This window comes from Comamonas aquatica (assembly GCF_018064205.1).
Lineage (GTDB): Bacteria > Pseudomonadota > Gammaproteobacteria > Burkholderiales > Burkholderiaceae_C > Comamonas > Comamonas aquatica.
Genome location: NZ_CP072916.1, coordinates 1,209,564 through 1,234,587 on the forward strand (window position 1 = coordinate 1,209,564; position 25,024 = coordinate 1,234,587).

General features: G+C 69.3%; 20 protein-coding genes and 2 riboswitches. Of the genes, 11 read left to right on the plus strand and 9 right to left on the minus strand.

Features of this window, described 5'->3' with window-relative positions; all coding sequences use genetic code 11:
* Positions 1-35 precede the first annotated feature (35 nt).
* Positions 36-554: a TetR/AcrR family transcriptional regulator gene (locus KAQ61_RS05775; RefSeq protein WP_042412641.1), complete on the minus strand. Its 519-nt coding sequence runs from the start codon at positions 552-554 to the stop codon at positions 36-38.
* 70 nt (positions 555-624) lie between these two features.
* On the opposite strand from KAQ61_RS05775, the gene KAQ61_RS05780 reads away from it, so the two are divergent.
* On the plus strand, positions 625-2,127 hold the full coding sequence (locus KAQ61_RS05780; RefSeq protein ID WP_244982990.1) for an MFS transporter: 1,503 nt from the start codon (positions 625-627) through the stop codon (positions 2,125-2,127).
* Positions 2,128-2,276: 149 nt separating this feature from the next.
* Here the strand turns inward: KAQ61_RS05780 and KAQ61_RS05785 are convergent, their stop codons facing one another.
* The 6 genes from KAQ61_RS05785 to KAQ61_RS05810 form a co-directional block, all read right to left on the minus strand.
* Positions 2,277-3,689: an amino acid permease gene (locus tag KAQ61_RS05785; RefSeq protein ID WP_420839407.1), complete on the minus strand. Its 1,413-nt coding sequence runs from the start codon at positions 3,687-3,689 to the stop codon at positions 2,277-2,279.
* A gap of 356 nt (positions 3,690-4,045) precedes the next feature.
* Entirely contained in the window at positions 4,046-5,392 is a 1,347-nt protein-coding gene (locus tag KAQ61_RS05790; protein WP_210930752.1) for an OprD family outer membrane porin, read from the minus strand.
* A 125-nt stretch (positions 5,393-5,517) separates the two neighbouring features.
* Positions 5,518-5,970, minus strand: coding sequence for a pseudoazurin (locus tag KAQ61_RS05795; RefSeq protein ID WP_210930753.1), 453 nt, complete (start codon positions 5,968-5,970; stop codon positions 5,518-5,520).
* A gap of 11 nt (positions 5,971-5,981) precedes the next feature.
* Positions 5,982-6,773, minus strand: coding sequence for an ABC transporter ATP-binding protein (locus KAQ61_RS05800; RefSeq protein ID WP_244982991.1), 792 nt, complete (start codon positions 6,771-6,773; stop codon positions 5,982-5,984).
* 5 nt (positions 6,774-6,778) lie between these two features.
* A complete protein-coding gene (locus KAQ61_RS05805) occupies positions 6,779-7,888 on the minus strand; it encodes a FecCD family ABC transporter permease (protein ID WP_244982992.1) in 1,110 nt (369 codons plus the stop codon).
* 25 nt (positions 7,889-7,913) lie between these two features.
* Complete coding sequence (locus KAQ61_RS05810) at positions 7,914-8,921, minus strand: ABC transporter substrate-binding protein (RefSeq protein WP_210930755.1); 1,008 nt, start codon at positions 8,919-8,921, stop codon at positions 7,914-7,916.
* A 134-nt stretch (positions 8,922-9,055) separates the two neighbouring features.
* Positions 9,056-9,281: riboswitch (cobalamin riboswitch) on the minus strand.
* A gap of 59 nt (positions 9,282-9,340) precedes the next feature.
* Between KAQ61_RS05810 and KAQ61_RS05815 the strand changes: the two genes are divergently transcribed.
* The 10 genes from KAQ61_RS05815 (at position 9,341) to KAQ61_RS05860 (ending at position 23,136) form a co-directional block, all read left to right on the plus strand.
* Positions 9,341-9,844, plus strand: coding sequence for a GNAT family N-acetyltransferase (locus KAQ61_RS05815; RefSeq protein ID WP_210930756.1), 504 nt, complete (start codon positions 9,341-9,343; stop codon positions 9,842-9,844).
* Positions 9,845-9,895: 51 nt separating this feature from the next.
* Positions 9,896-10,111, plus strand: a riboswitch (cobalamin riboswitch).
* 126 nt (positions 10,112-10,237) lie between these two features.
* Positions 10,238-10,864, plus strand: a complete 627-nt coding sequence (gene cobO, locus KAQ61_RS05820) for a cob(I)yrinic acid a,c-diamide adenosyltransferase (RefSeq protein ID WP_210930757.1) — start codon at positions 10,238-10,240, stop codon at positions 10,862-10,864.
* Positions 10,864-11,733 (plus strand): ABC transporter substrate-binding protein, encoded by an 870-nt coding sequence (locus KAQ61_RS05825; RefSeq protein WP_210930758.1) that lies wholly within the window; start codon positions 10,864-10,866, stop codon positions 11,731-11,733. Before cobO ends, KAQ61_RS05825 begins: the two co-directional genes overlap by 1 nt.
* Positions 11,730-12,764, plus strand: a complete 1,035-nt coding sequence (locus KAQ61_RS05830; protein WP_210930759.1) for a FecCD family ABC transporter permease — start codon at positions 11,730-11,732, stop codon at positions 12,762-12,764. Before KAQ61_RS05825 ends, KAQ61_RS05830 begins: the two co-directional genes overlap by 4 nt.
* On the plus strand, positions 12,764-13,573 hold the full coding sequence (locus KAQ61_RS05835; RefSeq protein WP_210930760.1) for an ABC transporter ATP-binding protein: 810 nt from the start codon (positions 12,764-12,766) through the stop codon (positions 13,571-13,573). Before KAQ61_RS05830 ends, KAQ61_RS05835 begins: the two co-directional genes overlap by 1 nt.
* Positions 13,574-13,616: 43 nt before the next feature.
* Complete coding sequence (gene cobW, locus KAQ61_RS05840; protein WP_210930761.1) at positions 13,617-14,696, plus strand: cobalamin biosynthesis protein CobW; 1,080 nt, start codon at positions 13,617-13,619, stop codon at positions 14,694-14,696.
* Positions 14,696-18,523, plus strand: coding sequence for a cobaltochelatase subunit CobN (gene cobN / locus KAQ61_RS05845; RefSeq protein WP_210930762.1), 3,828 nt, complete (start codon positions 14,696-14,698; stop codon positions 18,521-18,523). The genes cobW and cobN overlap by 1 nt, the downstream gene beginning before the upstream one ends.
* Positions 18,523-19,623 carry a magnesium chelatase ATPase subunit I gene (locus tag KAQ61_RS05850; protein WP_210930763.1) on the plus strand — a complete coding sequence of 367 codons (1,101 nt, stop codon included), beginning with the start codon at positions 18,523-18,525 and terminating at the stop codon, positions 19,621-19,623. Before cobN ends, KAQ61_RS05850 begins: the two co-directional genes overlap by 1 nt.
* A gap of 35 nt (positions 19,624-19,658) precedes the next feature.
* Entirely contained in the window at positions 19,659-20,291 is a 633-nt protein-coding gene (locus KAQ61_RS05855) for a vWA domain-containing protein (RefSeq protein ID WP_210930764.1), read from the plus strand.
* A gap of 130 nt (positions 20,292-20,421) precedes the next feature.
* A complete protein-coding gene (locus KAQ61_RS05860; protein ID WP_210930765.1) occupies positions 20,422-23,136 on the plus strand; it encodes a cation-transporting P-type ATPase in 2,715 nt (904 codons plus the stop codon).
* 123 nt (positions 23,137-23,259) lie between these two features.
* Here KAQ61_RS05860 and KAQ61_RS05865 read toward each other — a convergent pair whose 3' ends face one another.
* Together KAQ61_RS05865 and KAQ61_RS05870 are read right to left on the minus strand one after the other, a co-directional pair.
* Positions 23,260-24,054, minus strand: coding sequence for an ABC transporter ATP-binding protein (locus KAQ61_RS05865; RefSeq protein WP_210930766.1), 795 nt, complete (start codon positions 24,052-24,054; stop codon positions 23,260-23,262).
* 30 nt (positions 24,055-24,084) lie between these two features.
* Positions 24,085-24,969: an ABC transporter permease gene (locus tag KAQ61_RS05870; RefSeq protein WP_154162715.1), complete on the minus strand. Its 885-nt coding sequence runs from the start codon at positions 24,967-24,969 to the stop codon at positions 24,085-24,087.
* Positions 24,970-25,024: the final 55 nt, after the last annotated feature.

Here is a 25,024-nt window from a genome sequence, read left to right on the forward strand (position 1 = left end):
CACCGCCGCCCGGTGCCGCCCCGTGCGCCGAGCGTTCACTGGCGCAGGTCGGCAAACACCTGGGCCCAGTCGCTGTCCTGCAGCGGCAGCAGGTCCATGAAGCGCAGCATCAGCGCACCTTCCAGCGCGCACAGGCGCAGGATCTCCTGGCGGCCTTCGGGGGTGGCGGCCGACAGCTGGTCGAACACCTGGGCGTACCAGGCGCGCAGGCAGGCGCGGCTCTCCGGCTCCTGGGTGATGGCCAGCGAGAAGGCCGCAATCCGCTGGTTCACCGCCGAAGCCGCCGTGGTCACGGCATCCACATAGGCATCCACCGACGAGGCGCCCTCGGCCCGGGCGCTGTCGAAGCGCGCTTGGTAGCCGCTGTCCAGGTACTCATAGAGCGCCGCCAGCAGGCCTTCCTTGGTGCCGAAGGTGTTTTGCACACCGCCCTTGCTGACCCCGGCCGCCTTGGCGATGGCGTCGAAAGACAGGGCGGCCGCGCCGCGCGCCACGATGATCTGCTCCGCGGCTTCAAGCAGGCGGGCTTTGTCGATGGAAGGTTTTCGGGCCATGGCAGTGGGGCAGGAAATAAAAATACGAACGTATTACAATGCGATCGTATTTTAATTGAATGTGGAGCACATGGAGATACCCTTTCAGAATCGCTGGCTGACGCTGGCGATTGTTTCCGCGGCCTTGTTCCTGGTCGTGATCGACATGACGGTGCTGTACACCGCATTGCCCAGCCTGGCGCAGGCCCTGCGCACCACGGCCTCCGAGAAGCTGTGGATCCTGAACGCCTACTCCCTGGTGATGGCCGGGCTGATGCCGGTGCTGGGCGCACTGGGCGACCGCATCGGGCACCGCCGCATCTTCATCGCCGGCATGGTCGTCTTTGGCGTGGCCTCCATGCTGGCGGCCCTGGCGACGACCTCCGCTGTGCTGATCGGCGCGCGGGTGCTGCTGGCGATCGGCGGCGCCGCCATGCTGCCGGCGACCATCGCCATCATCCGGGTGACGTTCCAGGACCCGCGCGAGCTGGCGCTGGCCATCGGCATCTGGGCCGCAATCGCCTCCGGTGGCGCGGCCGTGGGGCCGCTGCTGGGCGGCGCCTTGCTGGAGCATTTCTGGTGGGGCGCGGTGTTCCTGATCAACGTGCCCATCATCGCCGTGGCCACGCTGCTGGCGCTGCGCTATGTGCCGGTGCGCCCGGGCAATCCCGCCATCACCATCGACCTGCCCAGCTGCGGCTTGAGCATGGTCGGCATCATCGCGCTGGCTTATGGCATCAAGGAGCTGGCCAAGCCCGGCGGCAGCGCCGCGCTGGCCCTGGGCATGCTGGTGCTGGGCGGCGCCACGCTGGGGGTCTTCGTGCGCCGGCAGCTGCGACTGGAGCGCCCGCTGATCGACCTGCGCCTGCTGGCCCAGGCGCCGATTGCCACCGGCATGCTGGTGGCGCTGGTGGCGTCCATGACCCTGATCGGCTTCGAGCTGGTGCTCAGCCAGCGGCTGCAGCTGGTGGTGGGCAAGAGCCCGCTGGAGGCCGGGGCCTTTGTGCTGCCGATTTCGCTGGGCTCGTTCTTTGCCGGGCCGCTGGCCGGCGCGGTGATCGGCCGCATCGGCTGCGTACGCGTGATTGCTGCCGGGCTGGCGATGACGGCCCTGGGCATCGTCGGCTATCTGCTGCTGCGCGATGGCAGTGTGCTGGCACAGGTGCTGGTGCTGACGGTCTGCGGCATCGGCATTGGCGCCAGCCTGACGGCGTCCAGCACCCTGGTGATGAGCAATGTCTCGGAAGACCGCGCCGGCATGGCCGGCTCTGTGGAGGGCGTGGCTTATGAGTTTGGTGGCGGCTTTGGCGTGACCATCTTCGGCTCGCTGATGACGGCGGTCTATGTGTCCACGGTGGACCGCCTGGGCTTTGCCGTGCAGGCGGGCGGCAGCCTGGATGAAGCGCATGCCCACGCCCGTGCCCACCCCGAGGCGCAGGCCATGCTGCAGGCGGCGATGCAGGCGTTCGAGACGTCCTTCACCTGGGTCAGCGTGGCGGTGGCGGCCATCCTGCTGGCCCTGGTGCTGGCCGTGCTGGGCCAGCGGCGCAGGCTGGGCGCAGCGGGTGAAGCGCCCCGCGTGGCTGCGCATTGATCCAAAAAAAGAGCTGCCAGCGCAGGTCCACAGTGGGTTTCAGCGACAAAACTGCTGAAAACCCTTGTGGAACGCGCGCTGGCAGCTCTTGGGGATGTAGCGGCTGGGCTGTCGTCCAGCCCTTGACCGCGGCCCGGTGGCTCAGCGGCTCAGCGGGCGCCGCTGATGTCCATGTCCTGCAGCTGGACGAAGCGCGTGCCCTTGCCCAGCTTGTAGCCCCACCAGATCGCCAGGAACAGCGGGATGCCGATGTAGGTGGCGATCACGCCGGTCCAGTCGATGGTCTCGGCCAGGAAGGCCTGGTAGTTCTGGCCCAGGGTGATGATCAGGCACAGCGCGAACGCGAAGATGGGCCCGATGGGGAAGGCCGCGGCGCGGTAGGGCAGCTGGTGCGTGTCAAAGCCCTGCACCTCGCAGGCGCGGCGGAAGCGGTAGTGGCTGATGGCAATCCCCAGCCAGGCGATGAAGCCGCACATGCCCGACAGGTTCAGCAGCCAGATGTAGACCGACTCGGGGCTGAACACATTGGTGAAGAAGCACAGGGCCGCGATCACGGTGGTGGCGATCAGCGCCATGATGGGCACGCCGCGCGCATTCACGCGGGCGAAGATCTTGGGCGCCATGTTCTGCTGCGCCAGGGCGTACAGCATGCGCGTGGAGGCGTACATGCCGGAGTTGCCGGCCGACAGCACCGAGGTCAGCACCACGGCATTCATCACCGCCGCTGCGCCCAGCAGGCCGGCGTGCTCGAACACCAGGGTGAAGGGGCTGACGCTGATGTCGCCCAGGTCGTTGCGCAGCAACTGCGGGTCGGTGTAGGGGATCAGCAGGCCGATGATCAGGATGGAGAAGACGTAGAACAGCAGGATGCGCCAGAACACCTTGCGCACCGCGCGGGGCACGTTCTGGGCGGGGTTCTCGGACTCGCCGGCGGCAATGCCGATCAGCTCCGTGCCCTGGAAGGAAAAGCCCACGATCATGGCCACGCCGATCAGCGCCGCAAAACCGCCGACAAACGGCGCGTCGCCGGCCGTGAAGTTGGCGATGTTGCCCCACAGGCCATCGGGAGCGCCGCCGGTCAGGATGCCGAAGACCATCAGCAGGCCCACGCCGATGAAGACCAGCACGGTCACCACCTTGATGGCGGCAAACCAGAACTCGGATTCGCCGAAGCCCTTGGACGACAGCGAGTTCAGGCCGAACATCAGCGCCAGGAAGATGGCGCTCCACAGCAGGCCGTTGACGCCGGGGAACCAGTAGGCCATCACCAGCTGCGCGGCCACCAGGTCCACGGCAATCGTCACCGCCCAGTTGTACCAGTAGTTCCAGCCCAGGGCGAAGCCGAAGCCCTCATCCACGTACTTGGCGCCGTAGGTAGCGAACGAGCCCGAGACGGGCAGGTGCGAGGCCATCTCGCCCAGGCTGGTCATCAGGAAGTAGACCATCAGGCCGATCACACAGTAGGCCAGCAGCGCGCCGCCGGGGCCGGCCTGCGAGATGGTGGCGCCCGAGGCCACGAACAGCCCGGTGCCGATGGAGCCGCCAATGGCGATCATGGACATGTGCCGGGCCTTGAGGCCCCGGCGCAGGGAAGACACTTGCGAGTCAGCAGACATAGAAAGGGGGAAATCCGTTGCAATCACCCGGCGGGCCGCTGGGCCCGGCCGGACAGGCCAACAAAAAAGCCGCACTGCTGCGGCCTTGGCGGTGGCGTAAGGGGCTGGATTTTGGGCGATGGTCGACCTCTTGTGTGGCGATGGCGTTAATGACCCTACAGCCAGTTAAGAGAAGCTAACGCGCCGCCCCTTTGCCGAGGCAGCGCGACCGGAGGTTGTTGTGCAAAATGGCCTGCAGCGCGTATCCAGTCTGCGCAGGCCGCTCTGCTTTTTTGCCACGGAAGCGCCGCACGGGCCCGGCCTCAGGGCAGCAGCTGGATGGGCATTTCCACCAGCAGGCGGATCTGATCGATGTTGGCTTCGCCCTGCGTCCGGTTGGCGCGGTGCACGCTGTAGCGCAACTGCAGCGCCATGCCCTTGGCCATGCCTTGCTGCACGGTGTAGCGCAGCAGCAGGTCGCGCTCCCAGTGCTTGCCGCCGCTGCCGCTGTAGCCCAGGTAGTTGGCGTAGACGCTGTTGAGGTGGCGGTGGTCGATGCCCGAGCCGCGCGTGTAGGCCACGCCCGCGCTCAGCCCGGGGGCGAGCAGGGGGCCCAGGTCTACGTCGTACTTGAGCTGCCAGGAGGCCTCGCGCGGGCCGTTGAAGTCGGACAGCTGCATGGCGTTGTCCAGCCAGATGGAGCCGCGGTTCACATAGTCAAACGGGTTGTCGCCCTGCACCTTTTGGTAGCCCAGCCCCAGCTTGTGCGGGCCGAAGGCGTAGCTGCCCATCAGGCTCCAGGTGGTGGTGTCGATGTGGCCGGCCCGCGCCTGGCCGGTATCGGTGTTGCGGTACAGGTTCAGGTTGAACGCCAGCTTGCGCTGCTCGGCCAGTGGCAGCTGGTAGGCACTACCCAGGTACCAGGTGTTCCAGTGCTCGGCATAGCGGCCGTAGTAGCTGCTGACGGACAGGTGGGGGACGGGGGTGGTCCAGGTGCCGCCCAGGAAGCTGAAGGCATCGCCGGGGCTGCCGGCATAGTTGGCCAGCAGCCGGCCCCCGTTCTGGCGCGCGTTGCGGTCGCTCCAGCGCGTGAAGCGGCCGGCCTGCAGGCTCAGGCCGGGCAGGTCGGTGCTGGTGAGCTGCCAGCCGCGGTTGGTCTCGGGCAGCAGGCGGCTGTCGGAGGAGTTGAAGATGGGGTTCTTGGTGCGCATCTCGCCCAGCTTCAGCTCGGTCGAGGCCAGGCGCAGCTTCAGCGCGGCGCCGGCGCGGCCAAAGCGGTCGGCAATGTCTGCACCGTCCTTGGCCACATAGCGCGGCGTGGCACGGGCGCTGTCGGCCTGGGTGTCCAGGTTCAGGGCGCCATAGGCGTGGGCATCCAGGCCGACGCCCACCAGGCCGCGCGTGTAGCCCGATTGGTAGTTCAGCATCAGCCCGTAGGCCGATTCCTGGGCCTGGGTCTGGCCGCGCAGCCCGTTGGTGGCGCGGAAGCTGCTGCCTTTTTGGTAGTCCAGCTGCTCCCACACCACGCGGTTCAGCAGGCCCAGGCGGCTGCCGGCGACAAAGCCCTGGGCCTCGTCCTGGGCACTGGCCTGGGCGTTGGCGGCGGCGGCGCACAGCAAGGCGGCGCCCAGGGCGGAAAGGGCGGAAAGGGGGGAGATCTTGCAAGGCATGGGGTCGGGTCCGGGAAAGGTGGTCGGTGGGAGCGCTGCCGCAGCGGGCGGGTGCTGCAGCCGCGGTGCCAGAAATTCCATGAAATACCGCGCAAACCCGCATGGGGGCTGCGCAGGGTGCTCTTTTATTTGGCGCCGGCCTGGGCGCGCGCCACAATCGCCTGGAAGCGCTGCTGCGCCTGCGGCGGCACCGCATCGGGCACGGCCAGGGCGGACAGCGGGGCCTCGCCGACCTGGATCAGCATCACCATGCCCATGGCGTAATGCGGTAGGCATTTGACGCCGTACAGCCCGGGCTCGGTCAGCGTGACGGCGATCTCCTGGTTGACCTTGCCGCGAAACGGCGTGGCCCCGGCGGGCGCCATGCCGTCGATGGAGACCGCATCGTGGCCGCTGCTGGCCGCCACGAAGCGGATGGTGTCGCCCGGTGCGGCGCGCACGAATTCCGGCTCGTAGGCCATGGGGCCGTGCGGGCCGCGGTTCAGCATACGGACCTCCCAGGTCTCGGCATGGGCCAGGGTGGCGGCACCGCCGCACAGCAGGAGGGCCGCCAGGCGGCTGGGGGGCAAGAGGGTCATGGAGGGGCCTTTCAAACGCAGGGAGCAGGGGGCGCCAGCGGCTGAAAGCGCAGCACGTGGCGGCCGTCCTGGGGGTCGATCAGGGTGCGCGCCTGCACCTGGAAGACGCTGCGCAGCAGTTCGGGGCTGAGCACCTCGGCCGGCGGACCGAGCCGCACCAGCCGCCCGTGCTGCAGCACCGCCAGCCGGTCGCAGGCCAGGGCCTGGTTCAGGTCGTGCAGCGCCACCACCTTGGTGATGGGCAGGCCCTGGATCAGCTGCATCAGCGACAGCTGCTGGTGGATGTCGAGGTGGTTGGTCGGCTCGTCCAGCAGCAGCACGCCGGGCTGCTGCGCCAGGGCCCGCGCCAGGTGGGCGCGCTGGCGTTCACCGCCCGACAGGGTGCTCCAGGCGCTGTGTGCCTTGGCCTGCAGGCCCACGGCGGCCAGCGACTGGGCCACCACCGCGCGGTCGTGGGCCGACAGCGGGCGCAGTGCGGACAGCCAGGGCGTGCGCCCCAGTTCCACCGCGTCCCAGACGCTGATGGCATCTTGTGTATGGGCCATCTGCGGCACGAAGGCCAGCTGCCGCGCCAGCGAACGGCGTGGCAGGGTGCGCAGCGGCTGTGTGCCCAGCAGCACCTCGCCCTGCTGGGGGCGCAGCACGCCGGACAGCAGGCGCAGCAGGCTGGACTTGCCCGAGCCGTTCGGGCCGATCAGGCCCAGCAGCTCACCGGCTTGCACCTGCAGCGAGACATCGTGCACGATGCGCGTGCCGTGCGCCTGCCAGCTGATGCCGCAGGCCTGTAGGGCGGGGGACTGCACGGCCGTCATGGCCGGCCCCCGGGGGCTTTGAGCAGGATGAGCGCGAACACGGGCGCACCCACCAGGGCCGTGATGACGCCGATGGGCAGCACCTGGCCAGGGATCAGCGTGCGCGAGACCACGTCCGCTGCAATCAGAAACAGGGCGCCCATCAGCGCGCTGACCGGGATCAGCCGGCGGTGCCGCACGCCCACCAGCAGGCGGGCGGCGTGCGGAATCACCAGCCCCACAAAGCCGATCGCGCCGACGATGGATACCATCACCGCCGTCATCAGCGCGGCGGCCAGCAGCAGCGTCAGCTGCACGCGGCGCACGGGCACGCCCAGGGCGGCGGCGGATTCGCTGCCAAAGGTGAAGGCATCGAGCGAGCGCGCGTGCAGCAGGCACACCACCGTGCCGGCGACGGCCACGGTGGCCGCCCCCAGCGTGTCGGGCCAGCGCACGCCGCTGAGGCTGCCCAGCAGCCAGAACATGATGCCGCGCGCCTGTTCGGCGCTGCCGGACTTGGTGATGATCAGCGAGGTGAGGGCGTTGAACAGCTGCGAGCCGGCGATGCCGGCCAGCACGATCTGCCCGCTGTTGTGCAGGCCACCCCGCCCGGCCGCGTGGGCCAGCAGCGCCACCAGGGCGAAGGCGCAGACGGCGCCGACAAAGGCGCCGGTGGTCATGGAGATGGCGCCGGCGCCCAGGCCGGCCACGGTCACCAGCACCGCGCCCGTGGAGGCCCCGGCCGAGATGCCCAGCAAATAGGGTTCGGCCAACGCATTGCGCAACAGCGACTGCAGGATCACGCCCGAGATGGCCAGCCCGGCGCCGCAGCAGGCGGCCACCAGGGCGCGTGTCAGGCGGTAGTTCCAGACAATGCCCTGGTTGATGGGGTCGACGGCGTAGCTGGCGCCCGCCAACTGGTTGGCCAGCACCTCGAAGACGGTGCGCACGGAAATCTCGGTCTCGCCGATCGCAATCCCCAGCACGACGGCGACCAGCAGCAGCCCCAGGGCGGCCAGGGTCAGCAGACCCCCGCGCAGCCACAGGCCGGCCGCGTGCAGCAGGGCGGGCGCAGGCGGGCGCGCCACGGTCTGCATCAGCACCGTGCGCACCCGGGCGCGGGCCATTGGGCCCGGCGTGGACGGCCGTGTGTCACTTCGCGCGGCCCTGCAGCTGCAGCATCGCCTCGGCGATCTGCTCCATGCCATCCACCTGGCGGATGGAACCCTGCAGCGCATCGGCATCCACGATCACGATGCGCTGGTGCTTGACGGCGTCCATGTGCCGGGTGACCGGGTCCTGCTGCAGGAACTCCAGCTTCTTCTGGTAGTCGTCGGCCGGGAAGCGGCGGCGATCCATGCGGGCGATGATCAGCACCGACGGGTTGGCCTTGGCGACGGTCTCCCAGCCCACGGTGGGCCACTCTTCGGTCGAACTGACGATGTTGCGCAGGCCCAGGGTCTGCATCATGTAGCCGGCCACGCCGTTCTTGCCGGCCATGTAGGGGTCGGCTGCCAGGTCGGCGCTGGAGAACCACAGCGCCGCCGTGAGCTGCTGGCGCTGCGCGCCCTGGACCTTGGCCACGGCCTGGGCCTGGCGGTCGCTGAGGCTCTGGACCAGCTGCGCGCCGCGCGCCGGCACGCCGAAGATCTCGGCCAACTGGCGGATGCTCTTGTACAGGGTCTGGACGTCGTAGCTGGCCGTGCGCGTGCCGTCGGCGCCGACCAGGTTGTTCTTGCCTTCGCAATCGGTAGGCATGGCGTAGGTGGCGATGCGCAGGTCATGGAACTGCTCGCGCGTGGCGACCACGCCGTCCTTGCCCACCATCCACTCGAACTGCGAGACCACGAGGGCCGGGCGCTTGCCGATCACCGACTCGAAGCTGGGAATGTTGTCCGACAGGCGCGGCACCTTGTCGTTGATGGCCTTGAACTGCGGCAGCACGGGGTTGAACCACAGGGCGGTGCCCACCACCTTGTCACCCAGACCCAGGGCATAGAGCATTTCCGTGCCGCCCTGGCCGATGGTGACCACCGAGGCCGGTGCCCGGTCCAGGTGGAGGCGATGGCCGCAGTTCTGCAACTGCAGCGGGTAGTCCGCAGCGTGGGCAGACAGGGCGGTGGCCAGCAGGGTGGCGTAGGCAAGGCGTCGAGGCAGCATCAGGGGGCTTCTTTCCAGAAAAAGCGGGTACCCCTGGAAGCACTGGCAACACCCCTGCGGCGCGCGGGACCCCGAAAGGCCCTGGCAGGCAGGTCCACGGGACATTGCTCACTTCCCGGACACCCCGCCGGCAATCGATGGTTGGTGCTTTGGCAGGTCTCCTGACTGGCACGTCATCGCGTCGCCCCGCCTTCCCGAATGTGGATTCAGTGGCGGATGGGGCGGGCTCGTTGCCTACAGTTGCGGGGGCAGTTCCATTCGGCCGCCAGCCCCTGAAGCGGGTGGCGGTCATTGGATTCCCTCATGCGGCTGGCGGTGGCTGGCGCATGTCCTTGCGGAACCAAAGTTCGGGTAATGTAGCTGATTTTGTAGCGTCTGGCGCAGGCACCGTCTGCGTGGACACCTGTTTCCAGTCTGATATGTCCCTTCCCGAATGCATGGCCATTGCGCCCGTCCACCGCCTGGAGGCGGTGCAGGACTTCTTGCACATGGCCCGCCAGCAGATGTTCGGCACGCTGGTGGATCCGCAGCAAACCCCCGCGGATCTGCAGCATTTTGAGCAGGTGTACGCGGCGGGCACGGGCGGCATGTGGGCGGCCCGGCATCCGCAGCACGGCATGGTGGGCAGCATTGCCTACCGCGCCTACGATGGACGCTTCGCGCAACTGGATTTCGGCGCGCTGCGCGTGGTGGAGGTGGTGCGCCTGTTCGTCGCCCCGGTGTGGCGCCGGCAGGGGCTGGCTGTGGCCTTGATGGACCACGTGCGCCAGCATGCCATCGCCCAGGGGGTGCAACTGCTGTACCTGCACACGCACCCGTTCCTGCCGGGCGCGCTGGAGTTCTGGCAGCAGCAGGGCTTTCAGGTGGTGCAGCGCGAAACGGCCGCGCCCTGGCACACCATCCACATGCAATGCGCGCTGTAGCGCTTGCCGCCCGCGGTCTGCGCCGCAGGGCCGGCAGTCGCTTCTGCTTCTATAATCCAGACTCCAACAGGAGCCCTGCCGCACCCGCGTGCGTGGGGTGAAACGGGAAGTCCGGTGACCTCGCACCCCTGGTGTAGAGCATTCCGGCGCAGCCCCCGCTGCTGTAAGCCTGACAGACACACTTCGATGCCACTGGGTGCCCCCCGGGAAGGCGGTGTGCGCTGTATGACGGCAAGCCAGAATACCGACCTGTTGGCACGCAGTTGTATGCCACGGGGTGTGGGCCGTTTGCTGACAGGTTCCATCCCGCCTTGGCGGGGCGCCGGCCCGCCGCACACACACACCACCTTCCCGTATGGGCATGCCTTTCCATGGAAATGGCTCGGGGAGAGCATGGACCTCACGTTCAAACAACAGCATGCCGAACGCATGCAGGACAAGAAAGCCCAGGTGCAGGCTGCCATGGCGCGCGCCCAGGTCGAGCGCGGCATCGTCGTGCTGCTGACCGGCCATGGCAAGGGCAAGACCACCTCGGCTTTCGGCATGCTGTACCGGGCCCTGGGCCATGGCCTGCGCGCCGGCGTGGTGCAGTTCATCACGGGCACCCACGCCTCGGGCGAAGTCACCTTTTTGCAGCAGCAGGGGCTGCTGGGGCAGGGGGCGAGGGCCCAGGTGGACTACCACGCCATGGCCACGGGCTGTTCCTGGCAGCGCAGCGACTGGGACGCCGACCTGCCCGCCGCCAACCAGGCCTGGCAGGCGGCGCAGCGCATGCTGGCCGACCCCAGCCTGCGCCTGGTGGTGCTCGACGAGCTGACCTTCATGCTGCAGTACGGCTATCTGGCGCTGCCCGAGCTGCTGCAGGCGCTGGAGCGCCGCCCCGCCGGGCAATCGGTGGTCATCACCGGCCGCAGTGCGCCGGCACCGCTGCTGGCGCTGGCGGACACGGTCAGCGAGATCGCCGACACCCGGCATGCCTTCCAGGCCGGCGTGAAGGCGCAGGCGGGCGTGGACTTCTGATGCGGCCACCGCTGCGAGCTATGCTGCTGGCGCTGTGCGCCGGCCTGCCCATGGCCGTGGGGGCGGGGGCGCTGCCCACACTGATGTCCACCAACATCTGCGCCGACACCCTGGCGCTGAGCCTGGCGGCGCCGCAGCAGATCCTGTCGCTGTCGCGCCAGAGCCAGGATGCGCAGCGCTTTTCCCTGGCCGCCCAGGCCCGGCAGTTTCCCGCCAACGAAGCGACGGCGGAGGACGTGCTGCACCTGCAGCCCCAGGTGGTGTTGGCCTCGCGGCGCTGGAATGCCCGGCACCAGACGGCCTTGCTCCAGCGCCATGGCGTGCAGATCGTGACGGTGCCGTTTCCCACCGACTGGGAGGGCATCTTCAGCAGCACGCGCAAGATGGGCCAGGCCCTGGGGCGCGAGGCCGCAGCGCAGGCGCTGCTGGACAGCCTGTCCGCGAGGCTGGCGCAGTTGCGCGCCACACCGCGGCCTTTCAAGGTCCTGTACCTACGCCCGAATGGCGGCAGCGCGGGGGCGCAGACGCATGTGGACGCCGTGCTGACGGCCGCCGGCCTGCGCAACCATGCCAGCGCGCTGGGCCTGCAGGGCTGGGGGCGCATCGACCTGGAGCGCATTGTGCAGAACCCGCCCGACATCTTCATCACCCCCGGGCTGGTCAATGACGCGGCCTACGCCCGCTCCGGGCTGAGCCGCCATCCGCAGATGCAAAAGCTGCTGCAGCACATCCCCGTGGTGGTGCTGCAGCACAACGACTGGGGCTGCAGCAACTGGCAACTGATCGAGGCGGCCGAGTCGGTGGCCGCCCAGATCGACGCCTTGCCGCGGCCTGCCGCCCGGGTGGCGCTGCGCGAGGGGGCGCCATGATGCGCTGGACCCCGCGCACCGGCATGCCCCGTGTCTGGCTGCTGAACACCGGGCTGCTGGCCCTGCTGCTGGTGCTGGCCGGCATCTCCCTGGGCATCGGTTCGGTGTCCATCGGGGTGGCGGACTGGTGGGCGGCTGCCTGGCAGCCTGCAGGCGCCAGCGATCTGGCCGTGCGCCACCAGGCCATCGTGCAGGAAATCCGCCTGCCGCGCGTGGTGCTGGCGGTGCTGGTGGGCATGTCGCTGGGTGTCGCGGGCGCGGCCCTGCAAGGCCTGCTGCGCAATCCGCTGGCAGAGCCCGGCCTGCTGGGCGTCAGCTCCAGCGCCGGCCTGGGTGCCGTGCTGTGCATCTATTTCGGGCTGTGGCACTGGAATGCCTGGCTGTTGCCCACGGTGGCCATGGCCAGCGCGGCCGCCGCCACCCTGGTGCTCTACCGCATCGCCAGCCGGGGCGCTAGCAATCTGACCCTGATTCTGGCGGGCGTGGCCATGTCCTCGCTGATGGCGGCGCTGACGTCGTTGGCCATCAACCTGGCCCCCACGCCCACCGACATGCAGGACATCGTGCTGTGGCTGATGGGCTCGCTGGCCGACCGCAGCTTCGACGAGGTGCGGCTGTGCCTGCCGTTCATTGCGCTGGGGCTGCTGATCCTGGCCGGCAGCGGCCGGCAACTGGATGCGCTGACGCTGGGCGAGGACGAGGCCGCCAGCATGGGCGTGAACCTGCCGCGGCTGCGCGCGCAGGTGATTGCCGGCACGGCGCTGTGCGTGGGTGCCAGCGTGGCGGTGACGGGGTCCATCGGCTTCATCGGGCTGGTGGTGCCGCACCTGTTCCGCAGCCTTGTGGGCTACCGGCCTTCGCGCCTGCTGCTGCCCAGTGCGCTGGGCGGGGCCGTGCTGCTGCTGGGGGCAGACATTGCGTTGCGCCTGCTCAGCGGGCGGGTGGAGCTGATGCTGGGCGTGGTCACGGCCCTGATCGGCGCGCCCTTCTTCTTTTACCTGGTGGTGCGCGAGCGCTGGAGGCATCGCTGATGCGTACGCTGTCGGTCGAGTCGCTGCAGGTGGCATGGCGGGGTCAGGCCTGCGTGCAGGACCTGTCGTTCCAGGTCCAGTCGGGTGAGCTGTTGGCCCTGATCGGCCCCAACGGTGCGGGCAAGAGCACGGTGCTGCGGGCTCTGGCCCAGTTGCTGCCGCACCAGGGGCGGGTGCTGCTGGATGGCGAGGACCTGGCCCGCCTGGCCCCCCACCAGCGCGCCAGGCGCCTGGCCTACCTGGCCCAGGGCGACCAGGTGGCCTGGCCCTTGCAGGTGCGTGACTTCGTGGCGCTGGGGCGCTTGCCGCACCAAGGCCGCTGGCGCCTGGCATCGGCATCCAAAACCGATCAGAATGCCGTGGATGCTGCGCTGAGTGCTATGCATTTGACGGACATGGCCGAACGCCACCTGCACGCGCTGTCGGGCGGCGAACGCGCCCGCGCGCGCCTGGCCCGTGCCATGGCCGTGCAGGCGCCGCTGCTGCTGGCCGATGAGCCCGTGGCGGCGCTGGACCCCTACCACCAGCTCAGTGTGATGGAGCTGTTGCGCGCCCAGTGCAATGCCGGCCATGCCGTGGTCGTGGTGTTGCACGATCTCACCCTGGCCAGCCGCTTTTGCGACCGCGTCCTGCTGCTGCAAGGCGGGCGGGCCGTGGCCTGCGGTGCGCCGCGCCATGTGCTGACCCCGGCACACCTGCAGCGTGTCTACCAGGTCCAGGCCATGCATGGCGAGCATGAAAGCCAGGGCTATGTGCTGCCCTGGCGCTGCGGGCCTGGGACAGAACCCTCGGGGGCCGGCGTGCGCTGAAGCCGACGACCCATTTTTCACGGATCACAGGAGTCTTTCGACCATGAACACCCACCAAAAAATTCCCGCCACCATCGTCACCGGCTTTCTGGGCAGCGGCAAGACCACACTGCTGCGCCACATCCTGGCGAACGCCAATGGCCGCCGCATTGCGGTGATCGTCAACGAGTTCGGCGAGCTGGGCATCGATGGCGACATCCTGCGTGGCTGTGGCATCGGCTGCGAGGACGAGGCCGGCGCGCAGAGCGGCCAGCTGTACGAGTTGGCCAATGGCTGCATGTGCTGCACCGTGCAGGAAGAGTTCTACCCGGTGATGCGCAAGCTGATCGAGCGCCGCGACGAGATCGACCACATCCTCATCGAGACCAGCGGCCTGGCCCTGCCCAAGCCCCTGGTGCAGGCCTTCAACTGGCCCGAAATCAAGAACGCCTGCACGGTCGACGCGGTCATCACCGTGGTCGATGTGCCCGCCACGGCGGCCGGGCAGTTTGCTGCCAACCCCGCGGCCGTCGATGCCCAGCGCAAGCAGGACCCCAACCTGGACCACGAATCGCCGCTGCACGAGCTGTTCGAGGACCAGCTGATCTCCGCCGACCTGGTGGTGCTGACCAAGCTGGACCAGGCCAGCGCCGCCGAGCGCGCGCAGGTCGAAGCCATCGTGCGCGAGGAAGTGCCGGCTCAGGTGAAGATCGTGGCCGCCAGCCATGGCCAGATCGACCTGGACGTGGTGCTGGGCCTGTCCAGCGCCTCGGAAGACAGCATCCATGAACGCGTGGGCCACCACGAGCACGGTGAGGACGACCACCACCACGACGAGCACGACCATGACGTGTTCGACTCGGTGGTGGTGCAACTGCCCGAGGTGGAGCGCGAGGCCTTGCTGGCCCAGCTGGCCGCCATCGTGGCCGAGCACACGGTCTACCGCATCAAGGGCTTTGTGGCCCTGCCGGACAAGCCCATGCGCCTGGTGGTGCACGGCGTGGGCAAGCGCTTTGACAGCTACTTCGACCGCCGCTGGCGCGAGGACGAGGCCCGCCAGACCCACCTGGTGTTCATCGGCCACGACCTGGAGGAAGGCGCGATCCGCGCTGCGCTGGACGGCCTGACTGCCGGAGCCTGCTGATGCACCTGCTCGCTGTCCAGCCCGGTGGCTTTGTCGACGACGAAGCCTTTGTGTCCAGCCTGGGCCAGTCGCCGGCCGATGTGGTGGTGCTGAGTGCGGCCGACACCACGCTGGCGCTGCTGGCCGATGCCTATGAACAGTTGCAGGCACAGGCCACAGCCCCGGGGCTGGAGGGCGAGCCCCTGCCGACGGTGCGCCTGGCCAACCTGATGCACCTGCGTCAGCCCGCCTCGGTGGACCTGTACGTGGACGAGGTGCTGCAGCATGCCCGCGTGATCGTGATCGACCACCTGGGCGGCGAAAGCTACTGGCCGTATGGCACGGAACGCGTGCGCGAGGTCTGCCGCCAGCACCGCATCACGCTGGTGATGTTCTCCGGCTGCACCACGGAAGACATGAACTTGCTGCAAAAGAGCACGGCCTCCATCGAGCAGTGCCGCAGCATCTGGCGCTACCTGCGCGAGGGTGGGGCGGCCAACGCGCGCGAGATGTTCCGCTACCTGTGGCACAGCTTCCTGGGCGGCGCCCAGGCGGCGCTGCCCGCCCGGCCGCTGCCGGCCACTGCCGTCTACCACCCGGCGCACGATGTGGCCACGGTCGAGGACTGGCAGCACCCCGGGCCGCTGCAGTGGCAGGCCGGCCAGCCGGTGGTGGTGGTGCTGTTCTACCGTGCACACCTGCAGTCGGGCAACACCCAGCTGTTCCACACCCTGTGCCAGCAACTGTGGGCCCAGGGCATGAACCCCTTGCCGCTGGCCGTGCTGTCGCTCAAGGACGCCACCAGCCTGGCCCTGCTGCACCAGCTGTGCGCGGCCCACCAGGTGTCGCTGATCCTGAACACCACCTCGTTCGCCCAGTCCTCGCTGGAAACCCCGGGCGACCATGCGCTGGCGGGCGATATCCCGGTGCTGCAGGTCATCATGTCGGGCAGCAACCAGCAAAGCTGGCTGGACGACGCCCACGGCCTGCAGCCGCGCGACATCGCCATGCACGTGGCCATGCCCGAGGTGGATGGTCGCATCATCACGCGTGCCATCAGCTTCAAGGGGCTGTCGCACCGCAGCGCGCTGACCCAGTCCGACGTGGTGCAGTACCAGGCCCATCCGGAGCGCCTGGCCTTCGTGGTAGAGCTGGCCCGGCGCTGGTGCCGCCTGCGCCACCGGCCCAATGCCGACAAGCGCCTGGCGCTGATCCTGGCCAACTACCCCACGCAGGAAGGCCGCCTGGGCAATGGCGTGGGGCTGGACACGCCGGCCTCGGTCATCCACATCCTGCAGGCCCTGCAGCAGCAAGGCTATGCACTGCAGGACATCCCCGCCGATGGCGATGCCCTGATGGCGCTGTTGCAGCAAGGCATCACCAACGATCCCGCGTCCTGGCCGCTGCGCGCGGCCCAGCAAAGCCTGGACTTGGCCAGCTACCAGGCTTTCTTTGCCAGCCTGCCTGAGGTCAACCAGCAGGCCGTGCTGCAGCGCTGGGGTGCGCCCGAAGCCGATCCCATGCTGCGCCAGGGGCGCTTCATGGTGGCCGGGCTGCGCCTGGGCCAGGTGTTTGTGGGCATCCAGCCGGCGCGCGGCTACCACCTGGACCCCATGGCCAGCTACCACGACCCGGACCTGGTGCCACCGCATTACTACCTGGCCTTCTACCACTGGCTGCGCACCGCCTGGCAGGCCGATGCCATGGTGCACGTGGGCAAGCACGGCAACCTGGAATGGCTGCCCGGCAAAAGCGTGGCCCTGTCCCAGACCTGCTGGCCGGACCTGGCGTTTGGCCCCATGCCGCACCTGTACCCCTTCATCGTCAACGATCCGGGCGAGGGCACCCAGGCCAAGCGCCGCGCCCAGGCGGTGATCGTGGACCACCTGATGCCGCCGCTGACGCGCGCCGAAAGCTACGGCCCGACGCGCGACCTGGAGCGCATGGTGGACGAGTACTACGAAGCCATCACGCTGGACCGCCAGCGGGCCACGCTGCTGCGCCAGCAGATCCTGGCGCACATCGTCGCGCACGACCTGCACCAGGACCTGGGCATGGCGGCGCCGCGCTCCGAGGCCGAGGAGCAGGAGCTGCTGAACAAGACCGATGCCTACCTGTGCGAACTCAAGGAAAGCCAGATCCGCGACGGCCTGCACATCTTTGGCCAGTCGCCCACCGGCCGGCTGGAGCGCGACACCTTGCTGGCCCTGGCACGCCACCCCGTGGGCCACGGCCAGGGCGCCAACAACAGCCTGATCCGGGCGCTGGCGCAGGACCTGCTGCCGGGCTGCGACTTCGACCCGCTGGACGCCGCCTGGGAGCAGCCCTGGAGCGGCCCGTTCCCCGAGCTGCTGCGGCAGGTCGACCCCCAGCCCTGGCGCCACACCGGCGATACGCGCGAGCGGCTGGAGCTGTTGGCACTGCAAATTTTGGAGCATGATGCGCTTGACAGTATTGCGCTGGAGGCCAATTTCGTGCATGCACGCCAGGTGCTGCAACGCGTGCAGCACGACCTGCGGCCACGCCTGCAGGACTGCGGGCCGCAGGAAATCCTGCAGCTCAGCCGTGGCCTGCAGGGGCGCTTCGTGCCCGCCGGGCCCAGCGGTGCGCCAACGCGCGGTCGCCCCGACGTGCTGCCCACCGGGCGCAACTTCTTTTCCATCGACACCCGGGCCGTGCCCACGCCCACCAGCTGGACCCTGGGCCTCAAGTCGGCCCAGCTGCTGGTCGAGCGCTACACCCAGGAGCATGGCGACTACCCCCGCTCACTGGGCCTGTCGGTCTGGGGCACGTCCACCATGCGCACCGGCGGCGACGACATCGCCCAGGCCTTCGCCTTGCTGGGCGTGCGCCCCAAGTGGGACGACGGCAGCTGGCGCGTGAGCGACTTCGAGGTGCTGCCCATGTCCATCCTGGGCCGCCCCAGGGTGGATGTGACCTTGCGGGTGTCCGGCTTCTTCCGCGACGCGTTCACGAACGTGATCCGCCTGTTCGATGCCGCCGTGCAGAAGGTCGCCAGCCTGGACGACGAGGATGCCTTCACCAACCCCATCCGCGCGCGCGTGCTGCAGGAAGCGGCCGAGCTGCAGGCCCAGGGCCTGAGCCACGAGGCGGCCCGCCACCAGGCCGGGCTGCGCGTGTTCGGCGCCAAGCCCGGCAGCTATGGCGCCGGCCTGCAGGGGCTGATCGATGGCCGCAACTGGGACAGCGACGAGGACCTGGCCACGGCCTACCGCAACTGGGGGGCCTATGCCTATGGTCAGCAGGACGACGGCACGGCGGTGCCCGAGACCTTTGTGCGCCGCCTCAGCGAGATCCAGCTGGTGGTGCACAACCAGGACAACCGCGAGCACGACCTGCTGGACTCGGACGATTACTACCAGTTCCAGGGGGGCATGGCGGCCGCCGTGCGCCATTACAGCGGCCAGCAGCCGGACCTGTACTTTGGCGATCACAGCAACCCGCAATCGCCGCGCATGCGCACGCTGCAAGAGGAAATCAGCCGCGTGGTGCGCGCCCGCGTGACCAATCCCAAGTGGATCGAGGGCATCAAGCGCCACGGCTACAAGGGCGCGTTCGAGGTCGCGGCCACGGTGGACTATCTGTTCGCCTTCGACGCCACGGCGCGCGTGGTGCGCGACGACCAGTACGCCCGCGTGACCGACGCCTTCGTGGCCGATGCCGCCACGCGCGATTTCCTGCAGCAACACAATCCGGCGGCCTTCCACGGCATGTGCGAGCGCCTGCTGGAGGCCATCGGCCGCGGCCTGTGGCAACAACCCGGTGAGCACCAGCAACTGCTGGAGCAGCACTTGCTGGCCACCGAGCAACTTTTGGAGAGCCGATGATGTCGACAGCTACCCCGCCTGCCACCACGCCCGTGGGTTTCCCCTTCACGGCCATCGAGGGCCAGCCCCTGCTGCAACAGGCCCTGCTGCTGGCGGCCGTGGACCCCTTGCTGGGCGGCGTGCTGGTCGAGGGGCCACGGGGCACGGCCAAGTCCACCAGCGCCCGGGCGCTGGCCGCGCTGCTGCCGGCGGGCCGCTTTGTGAACCTGCCGCTGGGCGCCACCGAGGAGCAACTGGTCGGTTCACTGGACCTGGAGGCGGCCCTGCAGCGCAGCGCCGTGCAGTTCCGCCCCGGCCTGCTGGCGCGCGCCCATGGCGGGATCCTGTATGTGGACGAGGTCAATCTGCTGGCCGATGGCCTGGTCGACCTGCTGCTGGACGTGAGCGCCAGCGGCATCAACCGCGTGGAGCGCGACGGCGTGTCGCACCAGCACGAAGCGCGCATCACCCTGATCGGCACCATGAACCCCGAGGAGGGGCAACTGCGCCCGCAGCTGCTGGACCGTTTTGGCCTGTTCGTGCGGCTGGAGAACGTGCCCAACGCCCAGGTGCGCAAGGCGATCGTGCGCACCCGCATGGCTTTCGATGCCGATCCGCAGGCCTTTGCCAGCCGCCATGCCGCCGCACAGACGGCCCTGGCGCTGCGTGTGGCGCAGGCCCGCGACCGGCTGGCCACCGTGGAGTGGCCCGAGGCCGTGCACGACGAGGTGGCCCAGCGCTGCCAGGACGCCGGCGTGGAAGGCGTGCGGGCCGATCTGGTGATGCTGCGTGCCGCGCGCGCCCATGCCGCGCTGGAGGCCCGGGCGCAGGTGACGCCGGCCGATGTGCAGGCCGTGGCCGAACTGGCGCTGGCCCACCGCCGCACCCAGGGGCAGCCCCCGGCGCCGTCCAGCCCACCCGCCGAGCCACCGCCGCCGCAGCCGGAAGCCCCGTCTGCGCAGGCGGCCGCGAATCCACCGCCCACGGCCCCGGCGCCCGCACCGGACGCCGGCCCTGCGGACCAGAACCCGGCTGGCGATTGGGGCGCCATGCCCGCCTCGCAGGCCGTGCCCCTGCAGGCGGTGAAAGCACTGAGGCCTTTTCAGCCAAAAAAAGCCTGACGCGCTCTGCCCCCACGGGCCAGGCCGGACAGGCCGTGGCAGGGCGCGACAGCAACACGGCACGCAAGGGCCGCAGCCTGGGGCCGGCCAGCCGTCAGCTGAACTGGGCCGCCACGCTGGCGGCCAAGGGCACCGGTGCGCTGCTGCCGCAGCATCTGCACTTTCGCCGCCAGCCGCAGGGGCGCAAGACCTTGCACCTGGTGCTGCTGGACCAGTCCGCGTCCATGCTGCGCGGGCAGAAGCTGGCCTGGGCCAAGGGCTGCGTGCTGGCCTTGTCCACGCTGTTCTACCGCCGCCGCGACGCGATGGCCGTCCTCGGTTTTGCGGGTGAGCAGGCGCAGTGGCTGCAAAAGCCCGGCAAGGCCGGGCTGTTCAATGAGCACTGGATTGCTCCGTTGCGCGGTGGCGGGGCTACGCCCATCCAGTCGGCCATCGATGCCGTGCAGGACGCCGTGCGCCGCGCCCCGGCTGGCACGCGGGCGGCGGTGTGGCTGCTGACCGACGGCCGGTTCGACCCGCTACCGCAGCGCCCCGGGGGGGTCGACGACTGCTACATCATCGACTTTGAAGACGGTGCAGTGGCCCTGGGCCGCTGCCACCGCCTGGCCGAGATGTGGGGCGGCACCTGCGTGCCTGCCGCGCAGTGGGGCGCACCGACCGCGGGCTAAGCGGCGACCGCCGGGGGGGCGCAACGGGAATTGGCGCGATCCGTCAAGCCATATCCGAGCAGGCGGTCATGGTGCTGCCGGTGGCGACATCGGCACTGCCCGCATAGTTGGGGCAAGGAGCTGATGCCGCATGACCCCACGCCCAGACTGCCCCCCACCCGCACCGCCTTGGCACGCGCAACCGGCCGAGCAGGCCTTGGCCGCGCTGGACAGCCGCCCCCAGGGACTGACTGCCGCGCAGGCCGCGCAGCGCCTGGCCCAGCACGGACCCAACCGCTTGCAGGCGGCCCCCCGGCGCAGTGCTTGGCTGCGCCTGCTGCTGCAGTTCCACAACGTGCTGCTGTACGTGATGCTGGCCGCGGCGGTGGTCACGGCCTTCCTCGGCCACTGGGTGGACACCGGTGTGCTGCTGGCGGCGGTGCTGGTCAATGCCGCCATCGGCTTTGTGCAGGAGGGCAAGGCCGAATCGGCGCTGGATGCCATCCGCGCCATGCTGTCGCCGCACGCCGTGGTGCTGCGCGATGGCCAGCGCCAGGAGATCGACGCGGCAGACCTGGTGCCCGGCGATGTGGTGCTGCTGGCCTCGGGCGACCGCGTGCCGGCCGACCTGCGGCTGCTGCAGGTCAAGGAGCTGCGCTGCGATGAATCCGCGCTCACCGGCGAGTCCGTGCCGGTGGACAAGCACATAGAGGGCGTGGCCGCCGAGGCCCCCCTGGGGGACCGCCGTGGCATGGCCTATGCCGGCACCCTGGTCGCCTATGGCCAGGCCACCGGTCTGGTGGTGGCCACGGCACGCGACACCGAGATCGGCCGCATCGACCGCCTGCTGGCCGATGTGGCCAGCACCAGCACGCCCTTGCTGCGCCAGATCGACCATTTCGGCCACCGGCTGGCTGGGGTCATCCTGGGGCTGGCGGCGCTCACCTTTGTCCTGGGGGTCTGGCTGCGCGGGCACCCGGCGGCCGACATGTTCATGCTGGTGGTGGCGTTGGTGGCCTCGGCCATCCCCGAGGGGCTGCCGGCCATCATGACCATCACCCTGGCCCTGGGCGTGCAGCGCATGGCGCGGCGCCAGGCCATCGTGCGCCGCCTGCCGGCGGTGGAGACCCTGGGGTCGGTCACGGTGATCTGCTCGGACAAGACCGGCACGCTGACCCGCAACGAGATGACGGTGCAGCGCGTGGTCTGCGCCGGGCTGGACGTGGCCGTCAGCGGTGCCGGCTACCTGCCCGAGGGGCGCTTCCAGGTGGGCGCACAGGTGATCGACCCCGACCGCCACGAAGCCCTGGCGCTGGCCTTGCGGGCGGGCGTGCTGTGCAACGACGCGCGCATGGCGCTCGATGACCAGGGCCAGTGGCATGTGGTGGGCGACCCGACCGAAGGGGCGCTGCTGGTGGCCGGCCACAAGGCGGGACTGCTGCAGGAGGTGGCGGCGGCCGCTTGGCCGCGCAGCGACTCCATCCCCTTCGAGTCGCAGCACCGCTTCATGGCCACGGGCCACCGTGATGACGCCGGCACGCCCTGGATCTTTGCCAAGGGCGCGCCCGAGAAGATGCTGGACATCTGCGACCGGGAATGGGGGCCGCAGGGCGAGCGGCCCGTGGATGTCGACACCTGGCGGCGCATGGCCACCGACATGGCTGCGCGCGGCCTGCGCCTGCTGGGCCTGGCTTGCAAGCGGGCGGCCCCCGCCGGGCAGGGGCTGACCTTTGCCGATGTGGCCCAGGGCTACACCCTGCTGGCCCTGGTCGGCATTGCCGACCCGCCGCGCGACGAGGCGGTGCGGGCCGTGGCCCAGTGCCATGCGGCCGGCATCCGCGTGAAGATGATCACCGGCGACCATGGCGAGACCGCGCGCGCCATCGGTGCGCAGCTGGCCATCGGGACGGGCAAGCCCGCCGTCACCGGGGCCGAGCTGGAGCTGATGGACGATGCCGAGCTGCAGCGCATGGCGCTGGAGGTGGACGTGTTCGCGCGCGCCAGCCCGGAGCACAAGCTGCGCCTGGTGCAGGCCCTGCAGCGGCACGGCCAGGTGGTGGCCATGACTGGCGACGGCGTGAACGACGCCCCGGCCCTGAAATGCGCCGATGTGGGCGTGGCCATGGGCGGCAAGGGCACGGAAGCGGCCAAGGAGGCGGGCGACGTGGTGCTGGCCGACGACAACTTCGCCACCATCGCCGCGGCCGTGCACGAAGGGCGCGCGGTGTACGACAACATCCGCAAGTTCATCCTGTTCATGCTGCCCACGAACGGCGGCGAGGCGCTGGTGGTGATCGCCGCCATCCTGTTTCAGCTGACGCTGCCGATGACGCCGGCCCAGGTGCTGTGGATCAACATGGCCACGTCCTGCACCCTGGGGCTGGCGCTGGCCTTCGAGCCGGCCGAGCCGGGCATCATGCAGCGGCCCCCGCGTCCGCCGCAGGAGGCCTTGATTTCGGGCCTGTTCATCTGGCGCGTGCTGCTGGTCTCGGTGCTGATGATGGCGGCCGCGCTGGGCCTGTTCCTGTGGGAGCTGGCGCAGGGCACCGAATTGGCCGTGGCGCGCACCATGGCCGTCAGCACCATCGTGCTGGCGGAGATGGGCTACCTGCTCAGCAGCCGCTTGGTGCTGGCCCCGGCCTTCAGCCGGGAGGCCCTGAATGGCAACTGGGTGCTGGTGTGGACGCTGCTGGCCTGCCTGCTGCTGCAGCTGGGCTTCGTGCACCTGCCGGTGCTGCAGTCCATCTTTGGCTCGGCGGCGCTGGATGCGGCGCAGTGGGCCAAGGTCGCTCTGGCGGGGGGCGTTGTGTTCCTGGGCGCCGAGCTGGACAAGTGGCGTGCCCGCCGGGCGGCGCAGCGCCGCTGAGTTGGGGGTGGTGCCCGCGCGTCACAGCGCCCGGATGGGGCACGGTTGTGCTATTTGCATGCAAAAAGCCGCCGGCGCTTGCTGGACAAGCGCGGGCAGCTATGTTTTTTGCGGGGATGTGGATCAGCCCAGCAGCAGGGCGTCATCGGCCAGCTTTTCGCCACGCACCTTCTCGAACATCTGCAGCAGGTCGGGCACGTCCATCTGGGCGCGCTCTTCGCCGCGCACGTCCAGCACCACCTGGCCCTGGTGCAGCATCACCGTGCGCTCGCCCACGTCCAGGGCCTGGCGCATGCTGTGCGTGACCATCATGGTGGTCAGCTTGCTTTCGGCCACGATGCGTGCGGTCAGCTGCAGCACGAAGTCGGCGGTGCGCGGGTCCAGCGCGGCGGTGTGCTCGTCCAGCAGCAGGATGCGCGAGGGCTGCAGCGCCGCCATCAGCAGGCTGACGGCCTGGCGCTGACCGCCGGACAGCAGGCCGATGCTGTCGCTGAGGCGGTTTTCCAGGCCCAGGCCCAGGGTGGCCAGGCGTTCGCGGTACAGCTCGCGGTGTTCGGCCTTGACGGCCAGCGACAGACCGCGCGAGCCGCCCCGGCGGTGCGCGAGGGCCATGTTCTCTTCGATGGTCAGGTCTTCGCAGGTGCCGGCCATGGGGTCCTGGAACACGCGGGCCACGCGGTGGGCACGGTCCCAGACCGGGCGACGGGTCATGTCCTCGCCCGAGATGTGGATGCTGCCCTTGTCCACGCTCTGGTCGCCGGAGATGGTGTTCAGGAATGTGGACTTGCCGGCGCCGTTGGAGCCGATGACGGTGACAAACTGGCCGTCGGGGATCTCCAGCGACAGGCCGCGCAGTGCGCGGGTTTCGATGGGGGTGCCGGGGTTGAAGGTGAGTTCGAGGTTTTTGGCGCTCAACATAGGGGTTCGACTTTCTTCACAGTGGGCGCATCAATACTTGCGGCTCAGCTTGCGCTTGAGCTGGGGGATCACCAGGGCGATGGTCACCAGCACTGCGGTGACCAGGTTCAGGTCCTGCGCCTTGAGGCCGATGAAGTCGCTGTTGAGTGCGGCGGCGATGAAGAAACGGTAGACGATGGCGCCGACCACCACGGCCAGCGTGGCCCAGATGATCTTGCGCGAGGGCAGGATGGACTCGCCCACGATCACGGCGGCCAGACCGATGACGATGGTGCCGATGCCCATGGAGATGTCGGAGCCGCCCTGGGTCTGCACGAACATGGCGCCGGCCAGGCCGACCAGGCCGTTGGAGACGGCCATGCCCAGCAGGATCATGGCGCCGGTGTTCACGCCCTGGGCACGGGCCATGCGTGGGTTGGAGCCGGTGGCACGGATGGCCAGGCCTCGCTCGGTGGCAAAGAACCAGTCCAGGGCCAGCTTGGCCGCGACCACGATCACCAGCAGCAGCAGGGGGCGGAACACGTAGTCTTCCATGCCGGTGGGTTGCAGCAGATTGAAGATGGTGGGGTCGTTGATCAGCGGCACGTTGGGGCCGCCCATGATGCGCAGGTTCACGGAATACAGCGCGATCATCATCAGGATCGAGGCCAGCAGGTCCATGATCTTGAGCTTGACGTTGAGCCAGCCCGTGACCATGCCGGCCACGGCGCCGGCCGCCGTGGCGGCCAGGGTGGCGATCCAGGGATTGGTGCCTGCGGCAATCAGCACGGCGCAGACCGCGCCACCCAGGGGAAAGCTGCCGTCCACGGTCAGGTCCGGGAAACGCAGCAGTCGAAAGGAGATGTACACACCCAGCGCGACGAGGGCGAAGATCAGGCCAATTTCAATGGCACCGAACAGCGAAAACAGGGACATGGAAGGAAAACGGTCGGTAGCTGGGGTTCAACGAAAAAAGGCAGGGCCAAGGCGT